Raw genomic sequence first — 23,596 nt, forward strand, 5'->3', positions numbered from 1 at the left:
TCCAGTCTTTGGCGTGGTGCAACCGTCCAGACGCAATGCGCTGCGCTGTAAGCGCGGGAATTTGTGGTCACCGCCGACAGGGCTTAGAATCGAATTCGTTTTAAACATTCGTTTATTCTGCGCGGAGCACCCCGATGGCTCAAACCGACACAGTGACGCGTATTCTCGACACCGCCGAGGTGCTGTTCGCCGAGCGGGGCTTCGCCGAGACGTCGCTACGCACGATCACCAGCAAGGCCAAGGTCAATCTGGCGGCGGTCAATTATCACTTCGGCTCCAAGAAGGCGCTCATCCAGGCGGTCTTCGCGCGCTACCTGGACCCTTTCTCCGAGCGTTTTCATCAGGCGCTGGACGCTCTCGAAGCGGAATACGCGAATGCCCCGATTCCCCTCGACGTGCTGCTGGAAACCCTGGCCCGCACCGTGCTCGAAGTGCCTGCCGAGCGCAACAGTCTCAAGGTGTTCATGCGCTTGCTGGGATTGGCGTATACCCAGGCGCAAGGCCATCTGCGCCGCTACATCCAGACCCATTACGGCGATGTGTTCTCGCGCTTCAGCGGTCTCGTGCGGCGCGCGACGCCGGAGCTGCCCGAAGCCGAGCGTTTCTGGCGGCTGCATTTCATGCTGGGCACGGTGATCTTCACGTTGTCGGGACTCGATGCCTTGCGTGACATCGCCGACAAGGATTATCACGAGCACGTCAGCGTGCGCGACTTGATCCGGCGGTTGCGTCCGGTGGTGGTGGCCGGCATGCAGGCGCCGCTGCCCGACGATGCTCTCAAGGTGGCGGGATGACCATCACGCCTCGCTTGGCCGACTTGCCGCCCCGGCAGGGGACCTGGCTGGAGATCGATCTGGGCGCTCAGTCGCTGACGGTCTGGGAGGCCGATGAGCGCCGCGAGACATTCGCCATTTCCTCGGGGGCTCGCGGCATCGGCCAGCAGGATGGCAGCGGTCAGACGCCGGTGGGATGGCATTACGTGCGTGCGGCGATAGGCGATGGCTTGCCCCGCGGCAGCGTGTTTCGCGGACGTCGTCCCACCGGTGAGGTGTTTTCCCCCGACCTGGCGCGCCAGTATCCGGAGCGGGACTGGATTCTGACACGTATCCTGTGGCTATGTGGTCTCGAGCGTGGCGTCAACCGCGGAGGCGATGTCGACAGCCAGCGCCGCTATATTTACCTGCACGGTACGCCCGATGATCAGCCGATGGGGGTACCGGCCTCGCATGGCTGCATTCGGCTGCGCGATGCGGCACTGCTGTCGGTGTTTGCCGCGGCACCGCCCGGTACGCCGGTATGGTTGCATGACTGAGCGGCTCGACGCCATGTCGCTCACCGCCTAGAATCCTTCCTCCATTTTCCAGGAGCGCGACGATGACCCAACCCCTCGGCACGGTCATGCTGGACATCGAAGGAACGCAGCTCGGCGATGAGGAACGTCGTCTGCTGGAACGCCCCGAGGTGGGTGGCGTGATCCTGTTTGCACGCAATACGCGTGATGCCGAGCAGGTACGCCGCCTGACGCGCGAGATTCGCGAACTGCGCCCCGACATGCTGCTGGCGATCGACCAGGAAGGTGGTCGAGTGCAACGCTTGCGCGAGGGAGTGACGCGCCTGCCGAGCATGGCCGCGCTGGCCGCCGGTTATGCCGATGCGCCCGATGAGGTGCGCTTGCGGGTACACGAGGCGGGGTGGCTGCTGGGCATGGAGATGGCTGCCTGCGGCTTCGATGTCACTTTCGCGCCGGTGCTCGACGTGGACGATCAGCGTTCGCCGGCGATCGGGGATCGCAGCTTTTCCGCCGATCCGGCAGTCGTGGCGGCTCTCGGCGATGCCTTCATCGACGGGCTGCACGAGGCCGGCATGGTGGCCGTGGGCAAGCACTTCCCCGGCCACGGCGGCGTCACCCTCGACTCGCACCATGCGCTGCCCGAGGACAGTCGGCCGCTGTCGGTTCTGCGCGAGCATGACCTGGTGCCGTTCAAGGCGCTTTCCGGCAAGCTGGATGCCATGATGCCGGCGCATGTCGTCTATACCGCGTTCGATACACGTCCCGCGGGCTTCTCACCCTCCTGGCTGGGCATGCTGCGCGAGGAAATGGCCTTCAAGGGCGTGGTGTTTTCCGATGATCTGAGCATGGCGGGGGCGCATGTGGCGGGCACCCCCGCGGTGCGTGCCGAGGCTGCTTGGTCGGCGGGGTGCGACATGGTGCTGGTGTGCAACGACCGCGCGGCGGCGCTCGAGATCGTGGACGCCGCGGCCGGCCGGACCTCGAAGCGCCTGGGCAAGCTGCGCTACGGCCGCGCCCGTCCGGAACTTGAGACGCTGCCAGCGCTGGCACGCTGGCGCCGTGCCCACGCACGCCTGGAAGCGCTCTCGGAAACACCGGCGAGTTGATGTCGTCCCAACGTTGAGGGGCTACCCGGTACTGGACTCGCACTAGAAGGAAGGATCCTCGTGTTCGAATTTTTCACTCCCGTGATGGATTGGTTTCAGGCCACGCTCGGCGTGCCCCTGTGGGTGGCGGCGATCGGCCTGGTCATCGTCATGACGCTGCTCATCGATCTGGTGAGCTGGGTGGTCTTCTGGCGTCTGGGACCGCTGCTGGAAAAAACCAGCAATCGCTGGGACGACATCCTGATCCAGTCGCTGCGCCGTCCGCTGCGCATCTGGATCTGGCTGATGGGCGGGCTGCTATGCCTGACGATCATCCGTCTGCACTGGGAGATCGACTGGATCGCGGGACACCTGAGCCAGGCGCGGGCGGTCGTCTCGCTGTTCCTGCTGGCATGGGCCGGACTGCGCGCCGTGAAACTGCTCGAAAAGCGTCTGATATTCCCGCCGGCGGGACATCGCGCCAAGCCGATGGATGCAGACACGGCCTCGGCGGTGTCCAAGATCCTGGGCGCCGTGGTGGTGGTGCTCGCCGGCCTGCTGATGCTTTCCAGCCTGGGCGTGTCGCTCTCGGGGGTGGTCGCGTTCGGTGGCTTCGGCGGCTTGATGATCGGCTTCGCAGCGCGGGACATGCTGTCCAATTTCTTCGGCGGGCTGGTCATCCACCTGGACAAGCCGTTTCGTGTCGGGGATTGGGTCAAGTCGCCGGAGCGCGAGATAGAAGGGGTGGTGGAAGACATCGGCTGGCGGCTGACACGCATCCGCACCTTCGCGTCACGTCCGCTGTACATACCCAATTCCGCCTTCAGCAATCTGGTGCTCGAGAATCCCTCGCGCATGTTCAATCGCCGTCTGTTCGAGACCATCCGGTTGCGCTATACGGACATCGAACGCGTGGCGGAGATCGTCAAGTCGATTCGCTCGATGCTCGAGTCGCATGACGATGTCGATACCGACGAGCAGCTCCTGGTGTATTTCCAGACCTACGGCGAGCATGCGCTGGAAATCATGGTCTATGCCTTCGCCAGAACCACCGACTGGTCCGAATTCCAGTCGATGAAGCAGGACGTATTGCTGCGCATCTACGACATCGTGCGCGAACACGATGCATGCCTGGCGCTGCCGGCCTCGGAGCTGCATGTCGCGGGGCCGGTGACGGTCGCCAGCGAGGATGACGGCGAGACCGCCGAGACCGACGATGCATCCGGCACCACGCACTCGCGGGCGGCGTCCTCCCGCGAGGTACCCTATACCTCGTCTCGTCAGCGTTCGCGCGATGCGCGACAGGGCGAGGCGAAAGACGCTTCTCAGGATCAAGATCAGGAATCCGATGCCTAACCAATCTACTTCCGTTTGCCAGACGTCCCTGGCTTCCATGCGCGATGTCATGGCGCATGCCGACTGCCTCATCTCGCAGCAGGAGGTCGAGCGTGCCCTTGATCGCATGGCGGATGACATCACTCGGGATCTGGGCGATAAGCTGCCGGTATTCTACTGCGTCATGAATGGGGGATTGATCACCACGGGACATCTCCTGACGCGGCTGGGCTTCCCGCTCGAGGTCGATTACCTGCATGCGACGCGCTACCGTGGCGGCGTGCGCGGCGGAGAGCTGTTCTGGCGCGTCTCGCCGGAAATTCCCATGGCCGGACGGCATGTGGTGATCGTCGATGATATTCTCGACGAGGGCGCCACGCTGGCGGCGATTCTCGACTACTGCCGACAGGCCGGGGCGGCGAGTATCTCGACGGCGGTGCTGGTCGACAAACGTCACGATCGAAAGGCCGTGCCGGGGTTGCAGGCGGACTACTGCAGCCTGGAAGTCGTCGACCGCTACGTGTTCGGTTTCGGTATGGACTACAAAGGCTACTGGCGCAACGCGCCGGGCATCTTCGCGCCGCGGGGCATGTGATCTAAGGCACGATCGCGCCTCGCTTCACGGTCATGACATGACGTGGCAGGGGGTCGAATGACGGAACCGATGGTGACATTCGAGGAAAAGCCTACACGCGATGGCGGTTGCATCGGTGTGGCGACGCTGAACGCACCGGACAGTCTCAATGCCCTGTCCCTGACCATGATCCATGCCCTCCACGCCAGGCTCGAGGCCTGGGCCCAGGCGCCTTCGGTCCATGCCGTGTGGCTCCAGGGCGCCGGGGGCAAGGCGTTCTGCGCGGGAGGCGACGTCGTGGCGCTCTACCATGCCATGCGTGGTGCCCACGAAGGTGGCGCCGACGTGGCCACGGCGTATTTCAGTGCCGAATATCGTCTCGACCACTTTCTGCATCATTATCCCAAGCCGCTCATCGCCTGGGGCGACGGCGTCGTGATGGGAGGTGGTCTGGGACTGTTGCAGGGAGCCGGCCACCGCGTGGTGACGGACACCAGCCGCCTGGCGATGCCGGAAATCTCCATCGGGCTCTATCCGGATGTCGGCGCCAGCTGGTTCCTGTCGCGCATGCCCGGTGGCGTGGGGCTTTACGTCGGCGTGACCGGCGCGCACCTCAATGCGCGGGATGCCCTCGACCTGGGGCTGGCGGACCGCTTCATACCACATGCGGCGCGCGAGGACGTGCTGGATGCCTTGACCCGGGCCGATCATCGCTCGCCCCATCACGCCGTCAGACAGGTACTGGAAGCGTTCGAAGCGCGCGCGCGAGCCCCCGAGGCGCAAGTCATGCCGCGGCTCGATCACCTGCAGGCATTGAGCGACGGCGCGGATATCGCCACGGTGGTACAGCGCATCCTCGACGACACCCGCGAGGATGCCTGGCTCGCCGCCAATCGCGAGCGCCTTGCGGCGGGGTGTCCTGCCACGGCGCATCTGGTGTGGCGCATGCTGTGTCGGCACCGACATGGCGGATTGGCCGAGACGTTCCGCGACGAGCTGGCACTGTCGGTGCAGTGCTGCCGACACACGGAGCTGGCCGAGGGCATCCGGGCGCTGCTGATCGACAAGGACAAAGCGCCCCGTTGGGCGTATCCGGATGTCGCCAGCGTACCGCCCAGCTACATCGACGGTTTCTTCATGCCGCTCTGGGACGCCGACACGCATCCACTGGCGGATCTTTGAGCCCGTTCAACGCGGACTGAAACGTCGCGTCAAATGCGTCTCGGCGATCATGCGGGTGGATATCTCCTCGATGGAGAAGCGTGTGGTGTCGATATAGGGGATGTGATAGCGGCGGAACAGCGCCTCGGCCTGCTGCAGTTCCTGCATGCATTGATCCATCGAGCAATAGCGGCTGTTGGGGCGGCGTTCGCTGCGAATCGCTGCCAGGCGTCGCGGGTCGATGGTCAACGCGAACAGTTTGTGGCGATAGGGTGCCAGCGCCTTGGGCATGTTCAAGACGCCGTCCTCGTCCAGATCGTCCTCGGTCAGCGGGTAGTTGGCGGCACGAATGCCGAATTGCAGCGCCAGATAGAGCGACGTGGGCGTTTTGCCGCAACGCGATACGCCAACCAGAATGACATCGGCCTGGTCGTATTGATGCGTGCGTGCGCCGTCATCGTTGTCCAGGGCGAAATGCACGGCGTCGATACGGTGCATGTAGACATCGTCGCGTCCGATGGCATGCGTGCGTCCCACCGTGTAGGTCGAATGCGTGGCCAGTTCCTCCTCGAGCGGCGCCAGGAACGTCGAGAAGATATCCACCTTGAAACCCGGCGCGGCGGCGATGATGTCGCGGATCGACTGGTCGACGATGGTATCGATGACGATGGGGCGTTCACCGTCACGGTCGGCGGTCTGCGCGATGATGGCCGCCAGGTCATGGGCCTTTTCCAGCGTATCGATATACGGCTTGACCACCAGGGTGAGGTCGACGCCCTCGAACTGGGCGAGCAGGCTGCGGCCGAGCGTCTCGGCGGTGATGCCGGTGCCGTCGGAGATGAAGAACGCGGTGCGTGACATGGAAGGCGTCCGAACGTGGTGAAAAGGAGGCCTCCATTGTCCGGGGGCTTGCCCGTCGGCGCAAATGGGCGTTCGTCGCGCGGCGGATGCGGTGACTACAAGAATCGCCTAAAACACCTGGCTGTTGTAAAAATACTCCAATGCGTTCGCTATTAGACCAATGGCGAATGTGTGGCCTCGTTGGTAGGGTACGTTCATCCGCCGCGCCCCGATCTGTCTCGCGCGGTATTGGCTGTGACGACGTCGTCATCGCGACCGTCCCGACTCTAGGGGGTTCTCTTGGAAGAGTATATCGTTTGGTTCGATCAGCTTGGCATGGGCGACGTCGAGCGGGTGGGCGGCAAGAACGCCTCGCTTGGCGAAATGATTTCCAACCTGGCGGACGCCGGTGTCACGGTGCCGGGCGGGTTCGCGACCACGGCGTTTGCCTATCGTGAATTTCTCGCGCACGAGGGGCTCAACGAGCGTATCAACACCGCGCTGGCGCGCCTGGACGTCGATGACGTCACGGCCCTCGCCGAGGCCGGTGCCCGCATTCGCCAATGGGTGATCGACACGCCCTTGCCGCCGGCATTCGAGCGGGCCCTGGCCGAGGCCTACGGCCAGTTGCAGGACAAGCATCCGAACCTCAAGGCGGCGGTGCGCTCCTCGGCGACGGCCGAGGATCTTCCCGATGCGTCGTTCGCCGGCCAGCAGGAAACCTTTCTCAACATCGAGGGCTTCGAGAACGTCAAGCGCGCCGTTCATGAGGTCTTCGCCTCGTTGTTCAACGATCGTGCCATCGCCTATCGGGTGCACCGCGGTTACCCCCACGAGAACGTGGCCTTGTCCGCCGGCGTGCAGAAGATGGTGCGTTCCGAGACCGCGGCCAGCGGGGTCATGTTCACCCTCGATACCGAGTCCGGCTACCGCGACGCGGTGTTCGTCACCGGGTCCTGGGGCCTGGGCGAGACGGTCGTGCAAGGGGCGGTGAACCCCGATGAGTTCTATGTGCACAAGCCGACCCTGGCGGCGGGACGTCCCGCCGTATTGCGTCGCACCCTGGGCTCCAAGCTGATCAAGATGGTGTATGGCGAGGAAAGCGTCGCGGGGCGTTCGGTGCACACGGTGGACGTGCCGCATGCCGATCGCCAGCGATTCTGCCTGTCCGACGATGACGTCATGGACCTGGCACGCCAGGCGGTCACCATCGAACGGCATTACGGGCGCCCGATGGACATCGAATGGGCGCGCGACGGGGATGACGGCAAGCTGTACATCGTCCAGGCGCGTCCCGAGACCGTGGTCTCCAACGTGGAAGGCGGCACGCTGGAGCGCTTCCAGCTCAAGGAGAAAGGCCGGGTGCTGGTCGACGGGCGTGCCATCGGCCAGCGGATCGGGCGCGGTGCGGTCAAGATCGTCGCCAGTCCCGAGCAGATGGACAAGGTGCACGACGGTGATGTGCTGGTCACCGACATGACCGATCCCGATTGGGAACCGATCATGAAGCGTGCCTCCGCGATCGTCACCAATCGCGGCGGACGGACGTGCCACGCGGCGATCATCGCGCGCGAGCTGGGCATTCCGGCCGTGGTCGGGTGCGGCGACGCGACCCAGGCGCTCGCCGACGGCCGCGAGGTGACCGTGTCCTGCGCCGAGGGGGATACCGGTCACGTCTACGACGGATTGCTGGATTACGATTGCCAGACGACGACGGTCGACAACATGCCGTCTCTGCCGTTCGACATCATGATGAACGTCGGCAACCCCGATCGCGCCTTCGGCTTCTCCAGCCTGCCCAATGCCGGCGTCGGGCTGGCACGCCTGGAGTTCATCATCAATCGCATGATCGGCGTGCATCCCAAGGCGTTGATCGACTACGCGACGCTGCCCGCCGACCTGCAGCAGACCATCGACCTGCGTACCGCGGGATATGACGATCCGGTGAGCTTCTACGTGGATCGGCTGGTGGAGGGCATCTCCACGCTGGCGGCGGCATTCTATCCCAAGCGGGTCATCGTGCGGTTGTCCGACTTCAAGTCCAACGAGTACGAGAATCTCATCGGTGGCAAGCTCTACGAACCCGGTGAGGAGAATCCGATGCTGGGCTTCCGCGGAGCTTCGCGCTATATCTCGGACACCTTCCGTCCTTGCTTCGAACTCGAATGCCGTGCCTTGAAACGCGTCCGGGATGTCATGGGATTCGATAACGTCGAGATCATGGTGCCGTTCGTGCGTACGCCGGAGGAGGGGCGCGAGGTCGTGTCGCTCATGGCCGCCAACGGGCTCGTGCGTGGCGAGGCCGGCATTCCCGATGGACGAGGACTGAAGGTCATCATGATGTGCGAGCTGCCGGCCAATGCGCTGCTCGCCGACGAGTTCCTCGAGCATTTCGACGGTTTCTCCATCGGCTCCAATGACCTCACGCAGCTGACGCTGGGGCTGGATCGCGACTCCGGGATCGTGGCGCATCTGTTCGACGAGCGAAACCCCGCGGTCAAGAAGCTGCTGGCCATGGCCATCCAGGCATGCCGAGCGCAGGGCAAGTACGTGGGCATTTGCGGTCAGGGCCCCTCCGATCACCCGGAACTGGCCAAATGGCTGATGGAACAGGGCATCGACTCGGTATCGTTGAACCCCGATGCGGTGCTCGAAACCTGGTTCATGCTGGCCGGAGAAAAGCTCGGCTGACGCGATCCCGAGCGTACGATTCATCGCCATGCGATATCAGGCGCGCCCGATGACGGGCGCGCCTTTTTCGTTTTCGGGCGATGCGTCAGTGGTGCAGCCAGTTACGCAGCTTGACCAGCAGCAGCTCGCCGTCGCTCAGCGTGGCGCGTTCGGTAAGCAGGTCGATCAATGTCGCGGGGCGGTCGGTGATGATGTTGTCGACGCCCATGTCGATGTAGCGTGACATCTCGCGCGGGTCGTTGACGGTCCATACATGCAGCTCACGGCCGCTGTTCTGGACCAGACGCACAATGTCGGTATTGGCCTGGGTATGCCGCAGTCCGATGTTGTCGGCAGGCGTCGCGGTCAGCGCGCCGGGCAACAGGAATTGGACGAACAGCGTGGTGTCGATGCCGGGAGCGTATGCCTCGACATCGCGGATGATCGTCGGAGAAAGCGAGGCGACCACCGCGCTGTCGGCGATGCCGTGATGCCGCAAGCGCTCGACGACGGCCTCGATGAGATCGGTTTCGTTCCCGGGGGCGGGCTTGAGCTCGACGTAAAGGCGTGCCTTGCCGTGCGCCAGCCCGATCACCTGGTCGAGGGTCGCCAGGCGCTCGTCGGCAAAGGCGTCGTCGAACCAGCTTCCGATGTCGATGTCGCGAGTTTCCGCCAGCGTGAGGTCGGTGATGTCCAGGTCCTGGCCGGTCAAGCGTTCCAGGTTGCGGTCGTGGGAAAGCACGACGTTACCGTCGCGCAGTTGTCTGACATCGATCTCCAGGTAGTCGGCGCCTTCCTGAATGGCCCGGCGCATGGCGGCCAGGGTGTTCTCGGGGGCGGCGATCGAGCTGCCGCGATGGGCGGTGACGCGCACGTCGTCGCGCAGTTGAAAGTCACTCAGGACCCAGCCGGCTTGCACCAGCGCGAAGGTCAGCAGCACGGCTTCCGCCGTCCAGGCCCACCAGCCCGAACGTGCCGGTGCGGGAAGGTCATCGAGCGCCAGTGTGCTGCCGCCGAGGCGGTGGTAGAGGTTGATCACCAGCAGGCTGTTGGCTGCGACCCCCAGGAAGGTCACGGCGATGATCAGCACGCTGTATACCGCCACATAGATCAGCATGACGGGAATCAGAAGCGACATGCGATCCGGCAGGTGCTCGATCAACGGCATCGCGAGGGCATTGAAGAGCAGGCTGAAGGCAATGGGAAAGGCCGCCACACCGAATGCGAAGGCCAGTGCCAGGGCCGTGATGCGGGCATGACGTCCCCGGGTCAGTTCACGGCTGCGCGCCAGGGATTGAACGGGAGTGAGCCGATCCAGCACCAGCGCCGGAAGCGCCAGGAACCAGCGCGCATAGAGCCAGGCCTGTAACCACAGCGCGATGGCGCCCAGGCTGCCCCCGATCGATGCGAAGTACCAGAAGGCCGGCGGCTTCAGGCGCATGATCACGTACAACTCGGCTTCGCCCAGAAGAAGGTCATAGGCCGTGGCGATGAGCAGCGCGAAGGGGACGAGCAGTAGCAGATGCGCGCCGACCTGCAGAAAGGTGAGCCCGGCAATGCCCGGCAAGCGCTTGCCGGTTTGCCACAACGCATTCATCGATGCGTGATAGCGTCCCGAGCCGGAGAGGGCGAGCAAGCGCATCATGCCGGCCTGCTGCAGGAATATCAGCAGGAAACTCAGGCCCAGCGCCACCAGGCCCCACGCCAGGCCCAGCGGCGACAGCGCCATCTCGGCGATCTGAGCGTTGCTGAGCGCCGGCTGTTGGAAGGCATGCAGCAGGCCGGCCAGGGTCCAGGTCGTCAGCGGTACCAGAACTGCCGTGGCCAGGACGGTAAAGAACAGATGGAAGACCAGCAGCGCCCGTCCCTGGGCGCGCAATTGCGAGGCAATGTCACCCAGCAGCGTGCGGGTGGCGAGCATGACGACTCCTTGGTTCGAGCTGCGGCGCCGTCAGCCTCGCATCGTCTTGCGCCGCTGGCAACTCGCCTGCTATCAACCGTCTAGCGTCAACTCCTCCGATGCAACCACGATGCCGTTGTTGTCGGCGTAGAGCCACTGCCCCGGCGCGATCGTGACGCCGGCGAAGGTGACCGTCACGTCACGCTGCCCTTCGCCGCGCTTTTCACTCCTGCGGGGATGGGTGCCGATGGCTTGTACCCCCAGGGCGGTGTCGTTGAGCACGTCGACGTCGCGCACGCAGCCATAGACGACAATGCCGGCCCAGCCATTGTCGGCGGCCTTGGCGGCGAGCATGTCGCCGAGCAGGGCGCAACGCAGCGAGCCGCCGCCGTCGACCACCAGCACGGCTCCATCGCCGGGTTCGCCGACGGCTTCCTTGACGCGTGAGTTGTCCTCGAAGCACTTGACCGTGCGGACCGGGCCGTAGAAGGCATCGGGGCCGCCGAGGTTCAAAAACAACGGTTCGAGAACCTTGACGTCCGGGTAGGCATCGCAGATATCGGGCGTGACGATCATGGAAGGCATGTTGTCTCCTTGCGGTTAGTCGTCAGGAAAGCGTAGATGCCATCATGCCACGCCAAGGATGGCAGGCCAGTGCTGCCTTGGGGGTATGACCGCTAGTAAAAAGACAAACGCCGGGACGTTGCCCGGCGTTCGATCGCTGCGAGAAACCCTGAGGGCTTCTTAGAACTGCCAGCCCACGGAGGCCGTGAACGAGTCGATCTGGTAGTCGCTGTCGAAGTCGTAGCGTTCGTACTCGGCACGGACCAAGAAGGGCTTGAAGTTGAACTGTGCGCCGGCACCGTACACGGGGTCCACGCCATCGTTGTCTTCAAGGTCGGTGCTGGCGCCGCCGAGGTTGCCGTCGATGTCGGTTTCCCATTTTGCCATGCCCGCCTTGGCGAAGAGCTCGAACCAATGGGTGATGGGCAATTTACCGACCAGGCTGACACCGTAGGCCTCGGATTCGAGATCGGTGTTGGCGGTGCCGTTGCCCTTGAGCTCGACGCGACCGAGATCCGAATAGAAGGCTTCGGTGGCGAAGTAGCGGTTGAAGTTATAGCCCACGAATCCCTTGAAGGTGTTGTCGTCATCGTCCACATCGAAATCCTCGCTGCCGGACTCGATGAAATCGTCGATGTCGTCGTCATCGTTCTCCAGCGAGCTGAAGCCGGTCCCGACACCGAAATACAGGCCTTCGGGGTTGGGCGCTGCCATGGCATTGGGGGTGAAGACGAACAATGTGGAAGTGGCCACGGAGGCCGCCAGCAGCGTCTTGATTGTCATGAAACTCTCCTTGAATTCTGGAACATTGCACCAGGCCCTCGCATGCCGTCCCGAAAGGGCGGCGGAAGACTGCCGAATGTCGTGGCGTCCTGCCGTCTCGCATCATGCCGAGCGGCATGGGGAAGCGAACGAGCGTTTCATATCTAAGCGTCTCGCGCGCTGGCTCGCAAGTCGAACAGTGTTAAAAAACGTACTCGGGCGTTGCCGGATGGCGACAGGCTCAAAAAAACGCCCCGCATCGGCGGGGCGTTTCGGTGACCTGCACTCTTTCTCAACAGGCGAGCATTGGAGACGAGTGGTCAGGCTTCCTCGGCGACCGGAATCACGTTCGAGGCCGCGTTCTGGAACTCTTCGATTTCATGGAAGTTCATGTAACGATAGATCTCGCCGGCCATGGCGTCGAATTCGCTCATGTAACGGCGATATTCGTCGACGCTCGGCAGGCGTCCTTCCACCGCGGCCACGGCAGCAAGCTCGGCGGAGGCCAGGAAGACATCGGCGCCATCGCCCAGGCGGTTGGGGAAGTTGCGCGTGGAGGTGGACACCACGGTGCTCTTGGCGGCGACGCGGGCCTGGTTACCCATGCACAGCGAGCAGCCGGGCATTTCCATGCGCGCACCGGCACGGCCGTAGATGCCGTAGTAGCCTTCCTCGGTGAGCTGGTGCTGGTCCATCTTGGTCGGCGGCGCCAGCCACAGCTTGGTCTTCAGGCTACCCGCGGGCTGCTTCTCGAGCAGCTTGCCGGCGGCACGGAAGTGGCCGATGTTGGTCATGCACGAGCCGATGAACACCTCGTCGATGCTCTGGCCGGCCACCTCGGAGAGCAGGCGGGCGTCGTCCGGGTCGTTCGGGGCGCACAGCACCGGCTCGCTGAGCTGGTCGAGATCGATCTCGATGACCTCGGCGTACTCGGCGTCCTTGTCGGCGCGCATCAGGCTCGGGTTCTCGAGCCATTCTTCCATGCCCTTGATGCGGCGCTCGATGGTGCGCGCGTCGCCGTAGCCGTTGGCGATCATCCACTTGAGCAAGGTGATGTTGGACTTCAGGTACTCGCTGACACTGTCCTCGGAGAGGGTGATGGTGCAGCCGGCGGCGCTGCGCTCGGCGGAGGCGTCGGAGAGTTCGAAGGCCTGCTCGACGGTGAGGTCCTCGAGGCCCTCGATCTCCAGCACGCGGCCGGAGAAGGCGTTCTTCTTGCCGGACTTCTCGACGGTCAGCAGGCCCTGCTGGATGGCGTAGTAGGGGATGGCGTGGACCAGGTCACGCAGGGTGACGCCGGGCTGACGCTTGCCCTTGAAGCGCACCAGCACCGATTCCGGCATGTCCAGCGGCATCACGCCGGTGGCGGCGGCGAAGGCCACCAGGCCGGAGCCCGCCGGGAAGGAGATGCCCATCGGGAAACGGGTGTGGGAGTCGCCGCCGGTACCCACGGTGTCGGGCAGCAGCATGCGGTTGAGCCAGCTGTGGATGATGCCGTCGCCCGGACGCAGCGAGACGCCGCCGCGATTCATGATGAAGTCGGGCAGGGTGTGGTGGGTCTCCACGTCGACCGGCTTGGGATAGGCGCTGGTGTGGCAGAAGGACTGCATCACCAGGTCGGCCTGGAAGCCCAGGCAGGCCAGGTCCTTGAGCTCGTCGCGGGTCATCGGACCGGTGGTGTCCTGGGAACCCACGGTGGTCATCTTCGGCTCGCAGTACATGCCGGGACGCACGCCGTCCATGCCGCAGGCCTTGCCGACCATCTTCTGGGCCAGGGTGAAGCCGCGACCGGTATCGGCCGGCTGCTCCGGCAGGCGGAAGACGTCGGACGGGGCCAGGCCCAGGGACTCGCGGGCCTTGGCGGTCAGGCCGCGGCCGATGATCAGCGGGATGCGGCCGCCGGCACGGGCTTCGTCGAGCAGCAGCTGGGTCTTGAGCTCGAAGGTGGTCAGCACCTCGTCGGTGCCGTGCTTGCAGACCTTGCCTTCATACGGGTAGACGTCGATGACGTCGCCCATCTCGAGCTTCTCGACGTCCATCTCGATGGGCAGGGCGCCGGAGTCTTCCATGGTATTGAAGAAGATCGGGGCGATCTTGCCGCCGAAGCAGAAGCCGCCGGCGCGCTTGTTCGGCACGTTGGGGATGTCGTCGCCGAAGAACCACAGCACGGAGTTGGTGGCGGACTTGCGCGAGGAACCGGTGCCGACCACGTCGCCGACGTAGACGACCGGGTGGCCCTTGGCTTTCACTTCCTCGATCTGCTTGAGCGGACCGGTGACGCCCGGTTCGACCGGCTCGATGCCGTCGCGCGGGTTCTTGAGCATGGCATTGGCATGCAGCGGGATGTCCGGGCGCGACCAGGCATCCGGGGCCGGGGAGAGGTCATCGGTGTTGGTCTCGCCGGGCACCTTGAACACGGTCAGGGTGATCTTGTCGGCCAGCTTGGGCTTTGCGAGGAACCACTCGGCCTCGGCCCAGGACGCGATGACCTCCTTGGCCACGGCGTTACCGGCCTTGGCACGCTCTTCCACGTCATGGAAGGCATCGAACATCAGCAGGGTGTGCTTGAGCTGCTCGCCGACTTCGCGGGCCAGATCGTCGTCATCCAGCAGCTCGACCAGCGAGACGATGTTGTAACCGCCCTGCATGGTGCCCAGCAGCTTGACGGCGTGGACGCGGTCGATCAGCGGAGACTCGGCCTCGCCCTTGGCGATGGCGGTCAGGAAGCCGGCCTTGACGTAGGCGGCCTCGTCGACGCCCGGCGGCACGCGGTTGGTCAGCAGGTCGAGAATGGCCTCTTCCTCGCCGGCGGGCGGATTCTTGAGCAGCTCGACCAGGGCAGCCGTCTGCTCGGCGTTCAGCGGCTTTGGCGGAACGCCCGCCTGGGCGCGCTCCTCGACATGTTGGCGATAGGCTTCAAGCACGTTGGGGACCCTCATCAGTCATCGAAACCAGGGCGGCGGCGAGTCATGGGCAGGCGCTCGGCCGTCCCCGCCTCCCCACCGACCTGGTGCAGGTTTCACCGGTCTCAATAAGCAGCGGGATTCTACTCGAAACTGTCGACAATGTTAAGCAAGCCCCTGATGACGGGGCTGAGACGATGGTCAAAGGCAGTGTCGGCATGCGGGACGGTCGCCGAGGCGTCGCGGTCGCGCTACCATGGGTGCTCGGTAAACGGGAGGGATGATGGCCAGCAATCGGAGCGGGACGCAACGCATTCAGTCGCCCTGCGTGGGGTTGTGCTCGACGACCGTCGGCGATCGCGTATGTCGCGGCTGCCAGCGCACCGATGAGGAGATCCGCGACTGGTTCGCGCTGGATGCCGATTCGCGGACACAGCGCATGCTGGCGCTGGACACGCTGCGTGCCCGTGTGGCGTCGCGGTTTTTGCATGTCGACGATCCGGCGTGCCTGGAAGCGCAGCTGGTTCGTCACCGAATCCGCTTTCGGGCCGATCAGCCCGCGCTGTCACGCGCCGTGGAGCTGCTGCGTGTCGGTCGTACCCGAATGCAGGACCTGAGCCGTTATGGGCTTAGGCGTCATGCCAGCGTCGCTCATCTCGCGCCCGATGCCTTGTATGCGGCGCTGAACGAGGCGCTGATGCAGGAGGCGAGCCTGCGTCTGACGACGGCGCCCACCGATCCTCCCGTTTGACTCTCACGACCGTCCATCTGATAGAAGAACGCCATGTCCACTGATGCAAACGCCTTGCTGCCCCGGGAACTGCAGAGTTTCCTGTCCTGTGAGACACCGGATGCCTGGATCGATGAGGCCCTGGCGCATCCCACGCTGCTGCTCATCGACCACGCACAGTGCGAGAAGAAGGCCGCGTCCACGGCGATGAACCTGATGTATCGCTATGTCGGGCATACCGACCTGCTGACCAAGATGTCGCAACTGGCCCGCGAGGAGTTGCTGCATTTCGAGCAGGTAGTGACGTTGATGCGCGACCGCGGCATCACCTATCGGCAACTCAGCGCCTCGCGCTACGCCGAGGGCCTGCGTCGCCACGTGCGCCGCGACGACCCCGAGCGCCTGGTCGACATCCTCATCGTAGGGGCCTTCATCGAGGCGCGCTCCTGCGAACGCTTCGCACGGCTGATTCCTTTTCTGGACGACGAGCTTGCCAAGTTCTATCGCGCTCTGGTTAAGTCGGAAGGGCGCCATTACGAGGATTATCTGGCGCTGGCGACGCAATACGCCACCCAGGATATCGGTCCCCGCATCGCCTTCTTCGCCGAACGCGAGCGCGAGTTGATCGAGGCACCGGATGCCTGTTTTCGCTTCCATAGCGGCGTTCCGGCAGCGGCCTGAGGGGCTCGCCGGGACACCGGCCTAACCAGGGTATGACGACGATGACTCAGGACAGCCTGGCACCGCCCCGGTTGACGCTCTTCGGGCACTTCTCGATGACGCTGGGCGGAACGACGCTGACCCAGTTCAGCTACGACAAGGTCAAGGCGCTGTGGGTCTACCTGCTCCTCAATGGGCAGGCCGTCAATCGTGCCGGGCTGGCGGAAATGCTGTGGCCCGACCAGGGACTCTCTTCGGGGCGTACCAACCTGCGTCACGCCCTGCATTGCCTGCGCCAGAGCCTGGGCGACGAGGCCGACCGAGCGCTGAGCGTGTCCCGGCAAAGCATCGAGTTGCATTGCGGGGACCACTGGCAGCTCGATGTCCGGCGCCTGGAAGCGTTGCTTCAGGGCCCCATCGACATCGCCATCGTCGACGAGTTGCTGTCGTTGTACCGTGGCGACCTGGTGGAAGAATTGCACTTGCCGCAATGCGGCGAGTTCCAGCGCTGGCTGCTCAAGACGCGCAGCGAATGGCGGCAACGAGTGATCGCCTATATCGAACAGGCGCTGGGAACCGCCGATGTGGTGTCCGATCAGGTGCTCCGCCAGCTGGTGAGCCGCTTCTCGGGGTACGGGCCGTTTCACGAGCGGCGCGTGCGACAGCTGGCCGAACAGGGGCAAAGTGCCGCCGCACACGAAGAATTCAACGCCTACCTCGAGTTGTTGGCGCTGTCGGGGCAGCAGCCGGAGCCCGAGTTCCTGCAACTGGCGCGTTACTGGTCCGATGGCGCTTCGCCGGTGACTCCCGAATCTCCCCAGGGGGCTTTCTCGCGGGCCGTGGCGTTGGAAAGCGCGCCGATTCGTGAAGAGGAAATCGACTACCGGCAGCTCTCGGTCATGGCGATCCGCCTGCAGCTGCATGGCGATTGGCAGGAGCGTGCCCAGGGGCATGCCTGCCTGCTGCTGCAAGTGGAGCTGATGCGCTGGCTGGAGCGTCAATGCCATCTGCTGGGGGGCTTCTGGCTGCCGGGCGCCACGGGCGGATTGGGGCTGGCCTGTTTCGGCACCCACGGGCCGGCGCATCAACTGGCCGAGCTGGTCGCGCTTTACGAGCATTGTCGTCGTCAGCTGCCTGACGAGGTCGAGCGGCACTGGACGGGGGGTGGGGCTGTACCGCGCTTCGAACTGGCGGCGGGACTCAATAGTGGCCGTGGGTTGTATTTACCCGAACGCCGTCTGGCGGACCCCCTGGGGCAGGTGACCCAGCCGGCACTCGAGCTGATGAGCGCGGCGCAGGGCAGTGAGCTGGTGATATCGCAAGAGGCGAGCCAGCACATGCCGCCGGCACTGGATTTGCAGCCACGTCTCTCCACGCGCCTGCTGGCGGCGGATGGCCGCGTGCACCTGCGGGCCCTGGTTCTGGGTATCGACGAAGGGGGGCGTGATGCAACGCCCCCCAGCTTGATCGGCCGTGAAACGGCGCTGCGTCAGTTGCGCGACTCATTGGCGCGGGTGGTGATCGGGCTGCGCCAGAGCGTGCTGGTGCAGGGGGCCCTGGGCATGGGCAAGTCGGCCTTGCTGGTGAGCTTTCGACAGTGGGAGCAGAGCCAGGAAGTGGCGATGTGCTGGCAGCCGATGACGCGCCTGTCGACCCAGACGCCCTATGGCGTGGTGCGTGCCCTGCTGCGCTGGCACCTGGATCGCGAACTCGATGCAGCCACGCTGGAGGCGTGGCTGGCCGATGAGCCCGGCCTGGACGACGCCCGGCGTGCGACGCTGTTCCAGGCGTTGAGCGACAGTGGCCAGGAGGAGGTGGGCGACAGCCTCGATGCGGTGACGCAGCTGCTGCATGAATTGATCGAGCGCCTCACCGCGCAACGTCCGCTTGCCTTGATCATCGATGACCTGCAGTGGCTCGACGAACCCTCGCTCAAGGTGCTGCTGGCGTTGCAGGCGCGGTTGCCCATCAATGTGCCTTTCATGCTGGTGGCCAGTCACCAGGGACCCGATGCGCTGCCCGTGCGGCTCAACTGGGATCAGCATGTCGTGCTGGGACGGCTGGATAGCGGGCAGTCGTCGCGACTCTTGATGCAGCTGGCCAGGCATTATCGCTTGCACATCACGCCCCGGCTGCGCAGCCAGCTCATCGAGCGCTGCGACGGCGTGCCGCTGTACCTGCAGGAGATCTGCCGGCGCCTCGACATGGACCGGCGCGAGGGACGACGTGTCCAGGTGGATGAGCTTCCCCGTGGCCTGCTGGGATTGTTGACAAGTCGTATCGAGCAGCTCGACGCCGACCGCGACGTGGCGCACGTCGCCGCGGTGGTCGGTCGTCAGTTTCGGGTGGCCTTCCTGCGCGAATGTACCGGCCTGGGAGACACGCGGCTCAAGCAGGTGCTCGCCCACATGCAGCGCCTGGAGATCATCGAGCCATGTCACGGCGACAGTCCGTTCGATTATCAGTTCGTCCATCAGCTGCTTCAGGAGGCGGCGTATCTGTCCTGCCCGAGGGACGTCCGGGAGCGCCTGCATCATCAGGTCGTGACGCTCATCGAAGAGCGTTTCCCGGCGTTGATAGGGCGCCACCCGGGATACTTCGCCTCGCACCTGCGCCGTAGCGGCGATCATGCCCGGGCGGCGCGCTATTTCGAACTGGCGGCGCGGGCCGCTCTCAAGCTCAGTGCCAACCGCACGGCACTCGACATGGCCGATGCGGGGCTGGCGTGCCTGCAGCACTTGACGGCTCAGGAAGAGCGCCATATCAGCCTGCTGACGGTGCGCGGACAAGCCGCCTTCGCGCTGGAAGGGCATGGATCGCCCACCGCCCATGAAAGCTTCGTGCGTGCCAAGGATCTGCTGGGTGCTCTGGAGGCGCGACGCGCCGGGGAAGACGATCCCGACGACGAACTGCCATTCCTGGTGACCTGGGGACTCTGGGTCGGATGCAGCCAGCGTCATGCGCATGCCGATGCCTTTGCCCTGACGGCACGCCTGTCGGAGCTGGCCGAGTGCCTGAGCGATCCGCGCTACAAGCGACTGGCGGATTATGCGCGTGCCAATTGCGAGTACTGGGCGGGGCGCATTCGCCATGCGTTCGAGCATCTCGAGGAAATCGATCCGCTGCATCAGCCGATGGTGCTCGACTGGCTTCCTTTCTCCGACCATCCCCAGGTGGCGGCGGCGTGCTATCACGCCTGGGCGATATGCCTGCGCGGCGATTACCGGCGTGCCGAGCAACAGATCGAGGCAACGATCCGCCTGGCGGAGTCGATCAAGCATCCCGGTTCTCTGGCGATGTCGCTGGTGTTTGCGGCGGCGCTGTATCGCCAGCTCGGTCACGTCCATCTGGCCGGGGCCCGTGCCGAGCGGGCGTTCGAGCTGACCTCGACGCCGGATCTGCAGCTCTGGCATTGTGCGGCGCAAAGTGCGCTCGGCTGGTGCAAGGCGATGAACGGCGACCCCGAGGGGCTGACGCTGATCGAGAACAGCATGGAGCAGGTTACCGAGGCCACGGGGCAGGACCGTTATCAGCGTGCGCTGCTGTGGTATGGCGACGCCTGTCTGGCACTGCATGACGACGCGCGCGCGGAAGAGTATCTGGACCAATGCCTGATCATGGCGCGTGAGCGCAATTCGCTCTACCTGCCCGAGTTGACGCTGCAGATGGTGCGGGCGCGTCATGCCCTCGGGCATGCGCCGGACGATGTGCGTCGTCTGGCGGCCGAGGCTTATCGCGTGGCCTGCGAGCAGGAAAATCGCCACCACCAGCTCTACGCATGCGAAGTATGGCTGACGTTGATCGATGCGCATGACGATGACGTGCGTCGGCGTTTTCGTCGCTTGCTGGGGCAGGTGGCGTTGAGCGATGCGCCGATGCTGGTGCGCTGGCGCACGCAACTCGACCGTGTGCTCGGCGAGCCCCAGCATTGAGGCCGTGAAGAGGGCGCCGGGTTTTCTCAGGCGCGGACCTAGAACGCGAATTCACGCAGCCGTGGGGGGGCGTCACCCTCGACGCGTACCTCCCAGCCGCGTCCGGGGCGCCAGTCACCCAGCACGATACGCTGGGCGGGCTGGCCGTCGAGCGTGAATTCGTGTACCGCCGGTCGGTGGGTGTGGCCGTGGATCAGGGTGCTCACGCCATGCTCGCGCATGATCGCTTCGACTTCCGCCAGCGTGACGTCCATAATCGCATCCGCTTTTTGCGTATTGGCATCCGAGGATTGCATGCGCAGGCTCTTGGCCAGCTCCAGGCGTTGCTCGATGGGCAAGGCAAGAATCTGGGCCTGCCACTCGGGGTCTCGTGCCATGGCGCGAAACTTCATGTATTCCTCGTCGCCGGTGCAGAGACTGTCGCCGTGCATCAGCAGCACCGTCTGACGGCCGAGCGTCGCGAGACAGGGATCGTCGAGCAGGGTGGCGCCGGCGGCGGCGGCGAAGTCCTCGCCGACCAGGAAGTCGCGATTGCCGTGCATGAAATAGAGCTGGGTGCCGGCGTCGCTGAGACGCCTCAGTGCATCGATGACCTGGCGTTCCAGATCACCGAGATAATCATCGCCGATCCAGGCCTCGAAGATATCGCCAAGCAGGTAGAGCGTGTCGGCGTGACGTGCGTCGCGTTCCAGGTAATCCAGGAAACCGCGCGTGATGTCCGGTTGGCCCGTATGGAGGTGCAAGTCGGAAATCAGCAGGGTGGTCATCGTGCTGGCGTCCTCGTGAACGTGGCGAGAAGGAAGCGGAAGGGCGATGCCGTGCCCGCGGGCACGGCGACGCGTAACGATCAGTCTTCGACGTAGGCGCGCTGGAGAATGACGTCTTCGGCGGGTACGTCGGCATGCATGCCGCGGCGCGTGGTGGGGACGTTCTTGATCTTCTCGACGACGTCCATGCCCTCGACGACTTCGCCGAAGACACAGTAACCCCAGCCCTGCATGGACTTGTCGCGGTGGTTGAGGAAGTCGTTGTCGGCGACGTTGATGAAGAACTGTGCGCTCGCGGAGTGCGGGTCCTGGGTGCGCGCCATGGCGACGCTGCCCTTGACGTTCTTCAGGCCGTTGTCGGCCTCGTTGTCGATCGGCGCGCGCGTGGGCTTCTGCTCGAACTGGGTGTCGAAGCCGCCGCCCTGCACCATGAAGCCGTCGATGACACGATGGAACAGAGTGTCGTCGTAATGACCGTCGCGCACGTACTGCTCGAAATTGGCAGCGGTCTTCGGGGCGTTGTCATGGTCGAGGCGCAGGCGAATGCTGCCGTAATTGGTTTGCAGAACGATCATGGGCGTATCCTGGCAAGAGAACTGAGCGTGACTTGGCGTCGCGCGCTGGCGTCGCGCTATAATAGCGGCTTTGCACCCGCGGGCGAAACCGTGTCGAGGCGCCAGCCGATGCTTCGATGCGCCCTCCGGTCACTCCGCGAACGAACAGAGGTTCTTTGAGACAGCCCATGAGCGTAGACAGCCACTCCGCCCCGAACTTCATCCGCAATCAGGTTCGCGAGGAAATCGAGGCCGGTCGCCAGGATACCATCATCACTCGGTTTCCTCCGGAACCCAACGGTTTCCTGCATATCGGTCATGCCAAGTCGATCTGTCTGAATTTCGGGCTTGCTGAGCAGTTTGGCGGTCAATGCCATCTGCGTTTCGACGACACCAATCCCGCCAAGGAAGAACAAGCGTACATCGATGCCATCAAGGCCGATATCGCCTGGCTCGGGTTCGAGTGGAACGGGGCGGTACGTTACGCCTCGGATTATTTCGACCAGCTCTACGCCTGGGCGCAGCACCTGGTGCGCGAAGGCAAGGCCTATGTCGATGATCTGTCGCCGGACGAGATTCGCGAGTATCGCGGCACCCTGACCGAACCCGGCACGCCGAGTCCCTATCGCGACCGGTCGCCCGAGGAGAACCTCGATCTGCTGGAGCGCATGCGTCAAGGCGAGTTCGCCGAAGGCGAGAAGGTCCTGCGTGCCAAGATCGACATGGCGGCCTCCAACATCAACATGCGCGATCCGATCCTCTATCGCGTGCGCCACGCGCGCCATCATCAGACGGGCGACAAGTGGAAGATCTATCCGTCCTACGACTTCACGCACGGGCAGTCGGATGCGATCGAGGGCGTCACGCATTCCTTGTGCACGCTGGAGTTCGAGGACCATCGACCGCTCTATGAATGGTTCCTCGACAATCTGCCGGTGCCGAGCAAGCCTCGTCAGATCGAGTTCGCGCGTCTCAATCTGGCACACACGGTCACGTCCAAGCGCAAGCTCAAGCTGCTGGTCGACCAGGGGCTCGTCGATGGCTGGGACGACCCGCGCATGCCGACGATTTCGGGGATGCGTCGCCGGGGCTACACGCCGGCGTCGTTGCGCAAGTTCTGCGAGATGATCGGCGTGACGCGCGCCGACGGCGGCATGGTGGATATCGCCATGCTGTATCACGCGATCCGCTCCGATCTCGAGGATAACGCGCCGCGCGCGATGTGCGTGCTCAAGCCGCTCAAGGTGGTGCTGACGAACCTGCCCGAAGATCATCGCGAGACCTTCGAAGTGGCCGGGCATCCGGCGCGTGACGACATGGGCGTGCGACAGCTGCCCCTGACGCGCGAGATCTGGATCGATCAGGACGACTTCATGGAGGAGCCGCCCAAGAAATTCTTCCGCCTGGCGCCCGGCAAGGAAGTGCGTCTGCGCAATGCCTACGTGATCCGTTGCGACGAGGTCATCAAGGACGCCCAGGGCGAGGTGCAGGAGCTGCATTGCAGCGTCGATCTCGACACCCTGGGCAAGAACCCTGAGGGGCGCAAGGTGAAGGGGGTCATTCACTGGGTGAGCGCTGCGGATGCCGTGCCGGTGGAGGTGCGCCTCTACGACAACCTGTTTCAGGTCGAGGCGCCGGATCGCGACCGTGACGGCGATTTTCTCGAGCACCTCAACCCCGAATCGCTACGTATCGTCGAAGGCTACGCCGAGCCGAGCCTGGCCGAGGTCGAGCCCGAAAGCCGCTACCAGTTCGAACGCGTGGGTTACTTCTGTGCCGACCGTCACGCCTGTCAGGATGGCAAGCGTGTATTCAATCGTACGGTCGGGCTCAAGGATGGTTGGGCCAAGGCACAGAAGAAAGGCTGA

18 protein-coding genes are annotated in these 23,596 nt (G+C 64.3%); 11 read left to right on the forward strand and 7 right to left on the reverse strand.

The window, feature by feature from the left end:
* Positions 1-134: 134 nt before the first annotated feature.
* The 6 genes from ABGX75_RS11160 to ABGX75_RS11185 all read left to right on the forward strand — a co-directional run bounded on the left by ABGX75_RS11160 (position 135) and on the right by ABGX75_RS11185 (position 5,467).
* A complete protein-coding gene (locus tag ABGX75_RS11160) occupies positions 135-794 on the forward strand; it encodes a TetR/AcrR family transcriptional regulator (protein ID WP_011507366.1) in 660 nt (219 codons plus the stop codon).
* Positions 791-1,312, forward strand: coding sequence for a L,D-transpeptidase (locus ABGX75_RS11165; protein WP_347411353.1), 522 nt, complete (start codon positions 791-793; stop codon positions 1,310-1,312). The genes ABGX75_RS11160 and ABGX75_RS11165 overlap by 4 nt, the downstream gene beginning before the upstream one ends.
* Before the next feature lie 62 nt (positions 1,313-1,374).
* The gene (nagZ, locus tag ABGX75_RS11170; protein WP_347411354.1) at positions 1,375-2,397 is read left to right on the forward strand and encodes a beta-N-acetylhexosaminidase; all 1,023 of its coding nucleotides are present in this window, start codon (positions 1,375-1,377) and stop codon (positions 2,395-2,397) included.
* A 60-nt stretch (positions 2,398-2,457) separates the two neighbouring features.
* Entirely contained in the window at positions 2,458-3,732 is a 1,275-nt protein-coding gene (locus ABGX75_RS11175) for a mechanosensitive ion channel family protein (protein WP_347411355.1), read from the forward strand.
* Positions 3,725-4,306, forward strand: coding sequence for a hypoxanthine-guanine phosphoribosyltransferase (locus tag ABGX75_RS11180; RefSeq protein ID WP_110061174.1), 582 nt, complete (start codon positions 3,725-3,727; stop codon positions 4,304-4,306). Before ABGX75_RS11175 ends, ABGX75_RS11180 begins: the two co-directional genes overlap by 8 nt.
* 57 nt (positions 4,307-4,363) lie before the next feature.
* Positions 4,364-5,467, forward strand: coding sequence for an enoyl-CoA hydratase/isomerase family protein (locus ABGX75_RS11185; protein ID WP_347411356.1), 1,104 nt, complete (start codon positions 4,364-4,366; stop codon positions 5,465-5,467).
* 6 nt (positions 5,468-5,473) lie between these two features.
* Here ABGX75_RS11185 and ABGX75_RS11190 read toward each other — a convergent pair whose 3' ends face one another.
* Positions 5,474-6,307, reverse strand: a complete 834-nt coding sequence (locus tag ABGX75_RS11190; RefSeq protein ID WP_011507360.1) for a pyruvate, water dikinase regulatory protein — start codon at positions 6,305-6,307, stop codon at positions 5,474-5,476.
* A gap of 279 nt (positions 6,308-6,586) precedes the next feature.
* Here ABGX75_RS11190 and ppsA point away from each other — a divergent pair, with 279 nt between their 5' ends.
* On the forward strand, positions 6,587-8,977 hold the full coding sequence (gene ppsA, locus ABGX75_RS11195) for a phosphoenolpyruvate synthase (protein WP_011507359.1): 2,391 nt from the start codon (positions 6,587-6,589) through the stop codon (positions 8,975-8,977).
* Positions 8,978-9,062: 85 nt separating this feature from the next.
* Here ppsA and ABGX75_RS11200 read toward each other — a convergent pair whose 3' ends face one another.
* From ABGX75_RS11200 to acnB, 4 genes are all read right to left on the reverse strand, one after another.
* A complete protein-coding gene (locus ABGX75_RS11200) occupies positions 9,063-10,877 on the reverse strand; it encodes a glycerophosphodiester phosphodiesterase (protein WP_347411357.1) in 1,815 nt (604 codons plus the stop codon).
* Between the two features lie 72 nt (positions 10,878-10,949).
* Positions 10,950-11,441, reverse strand: coding sequence for a ribonuclease E activity regulator RraA (gene rraA / locus ABGX75_RS11205; RefSeq protein WP_011507357.1), 492 nt, complete (start codon positions 11,439-11,441; stop codon positions 10,950-10,952).
* Between the two features lie 159 nt (positions 11,442-11,600).
* Positions 11,601-12,203, reverse strand: coding sequence for an outer membrane beta-barrel protein (locus tag ABGX75_RS11210; RefSeq protein ID WP_347411358.1), 603 nt, complete (start codon positions 12,201-12,203; stop codon positions 11,601-11,603).
* 299 nt (positions 12,204-12,502) lie between these two features.
* A complete protein-coding gene (gene acnB / locus ABGX75_RS11215) occupies positions 12,503-15,106 on the reverse strand; it encodes a bifunctional aconitate hydratase 2/2-methylisocitrate dehydratase (RefSeq protein WP_179153226.1) in 2,604 nt (867 codons plus the stop codon).
* Positions 15,107-15,368: 262 nt separating this feature from the next.
* On the opposite strand from acnB, the gene ABGX75_RS11220 reads away from it, so the two are divergent.
* From ABGX75_RS11220 to ABGX75_RS11230, 3 genes are read left to right on the forward strand one after another with little or no spacing between them, the layout of a single operon-like run.
* Positions 15,369-15,836, forward strand: a complete 468-nt coding sequence (locus ABGX75_RS11220) for a DUF1289 domain-containing protein (RefSeq protein ID WP_128690847.1) — start codon at positions 15,369-15,371, stop codon at positions 15,834-15,836.
* A 33-nt stretch (positions 15,837-15,869) separates the two neighbouring features.
* Positions 15,870-16,496, forward strand: coding sequence for a tRNA-(ms[2]io[6]A)-hydroxylase (locus tag ABGX75_RS11225; protein ID WP_011507353.1), 627 nt, complete (start codon positions 15,870-15,872; stop codon positions 16,494-16,496).
* Between the two features lie 41 nt (positions 16,497-16,537).
* Positions 16,538-20,407 (forward strand): AAA family ATPase, encoded by a 3,870-nt coding sequence (locus ABGX75_RS11230; RefSeq protein ID WP_224113261.1) that lies wholly within the window; start codon positions 16,538-16,540, stop codon positions 20,405-20,407.
* Between the two features lie 38 nt (positions 20,408-20,445).
* Here the strand turns inward: ABGX75_RS11230 and ABGX75_RS11235 are convergent, their stop codons facing one another.
* Positions 20,446-21,174 (reverse strand): UDP-2,3-diacylglucosamine diphosphatase, encoded by a 729-nt coding sequence (locus tag ABGX75_RS11235; RefSeq protein ID WP_224113262.1) that lies wholly within the window; start codon positions 21,172-21,174, stop codon positions 20,446-20,448.
* A gap of 80 nt (positions 21,175-21,254) precedes the next feature.
* Positions 21,255-21,749, reverse strand: coding sequence for a peptidylprolyl isomerase (locus tag ABGX75_RS11240; RefSeq protein WP_011507350.1), 495 nt, complete (start codon positions 21,747-21,749; stop codon positions 21,255-21,257).
* 167 nt (positions 21,750-21,916) lie between these two features.
* Here ABGX75_RS11240 and ABGX75_RS11245 point away from each other — a divergent pair, with 167 nt between their 5' ends.
* Positions 21,917-23,596, forward strand: a complete 1,680-nt coding sequence (locus ABGX75_RS11245; RefSeq protein WP_224113263.1) for a glutamine--tRNA ligase/YqeY domain fusion protein — start codon at positions 21,917-21,919, stop codon at positions 23,594-23,596.

The sequence above is a fragment of the Chromohalobacter sp. genome (assembly GCF_039830575.1).
GTDB classification, from domain to species: Bacteria; Pseudomonadota; Gammaproteobacteria; order Pseudomonadales; family Halomonadaceae; genus Chromohalobacter; species Chromohalobacter israelensis.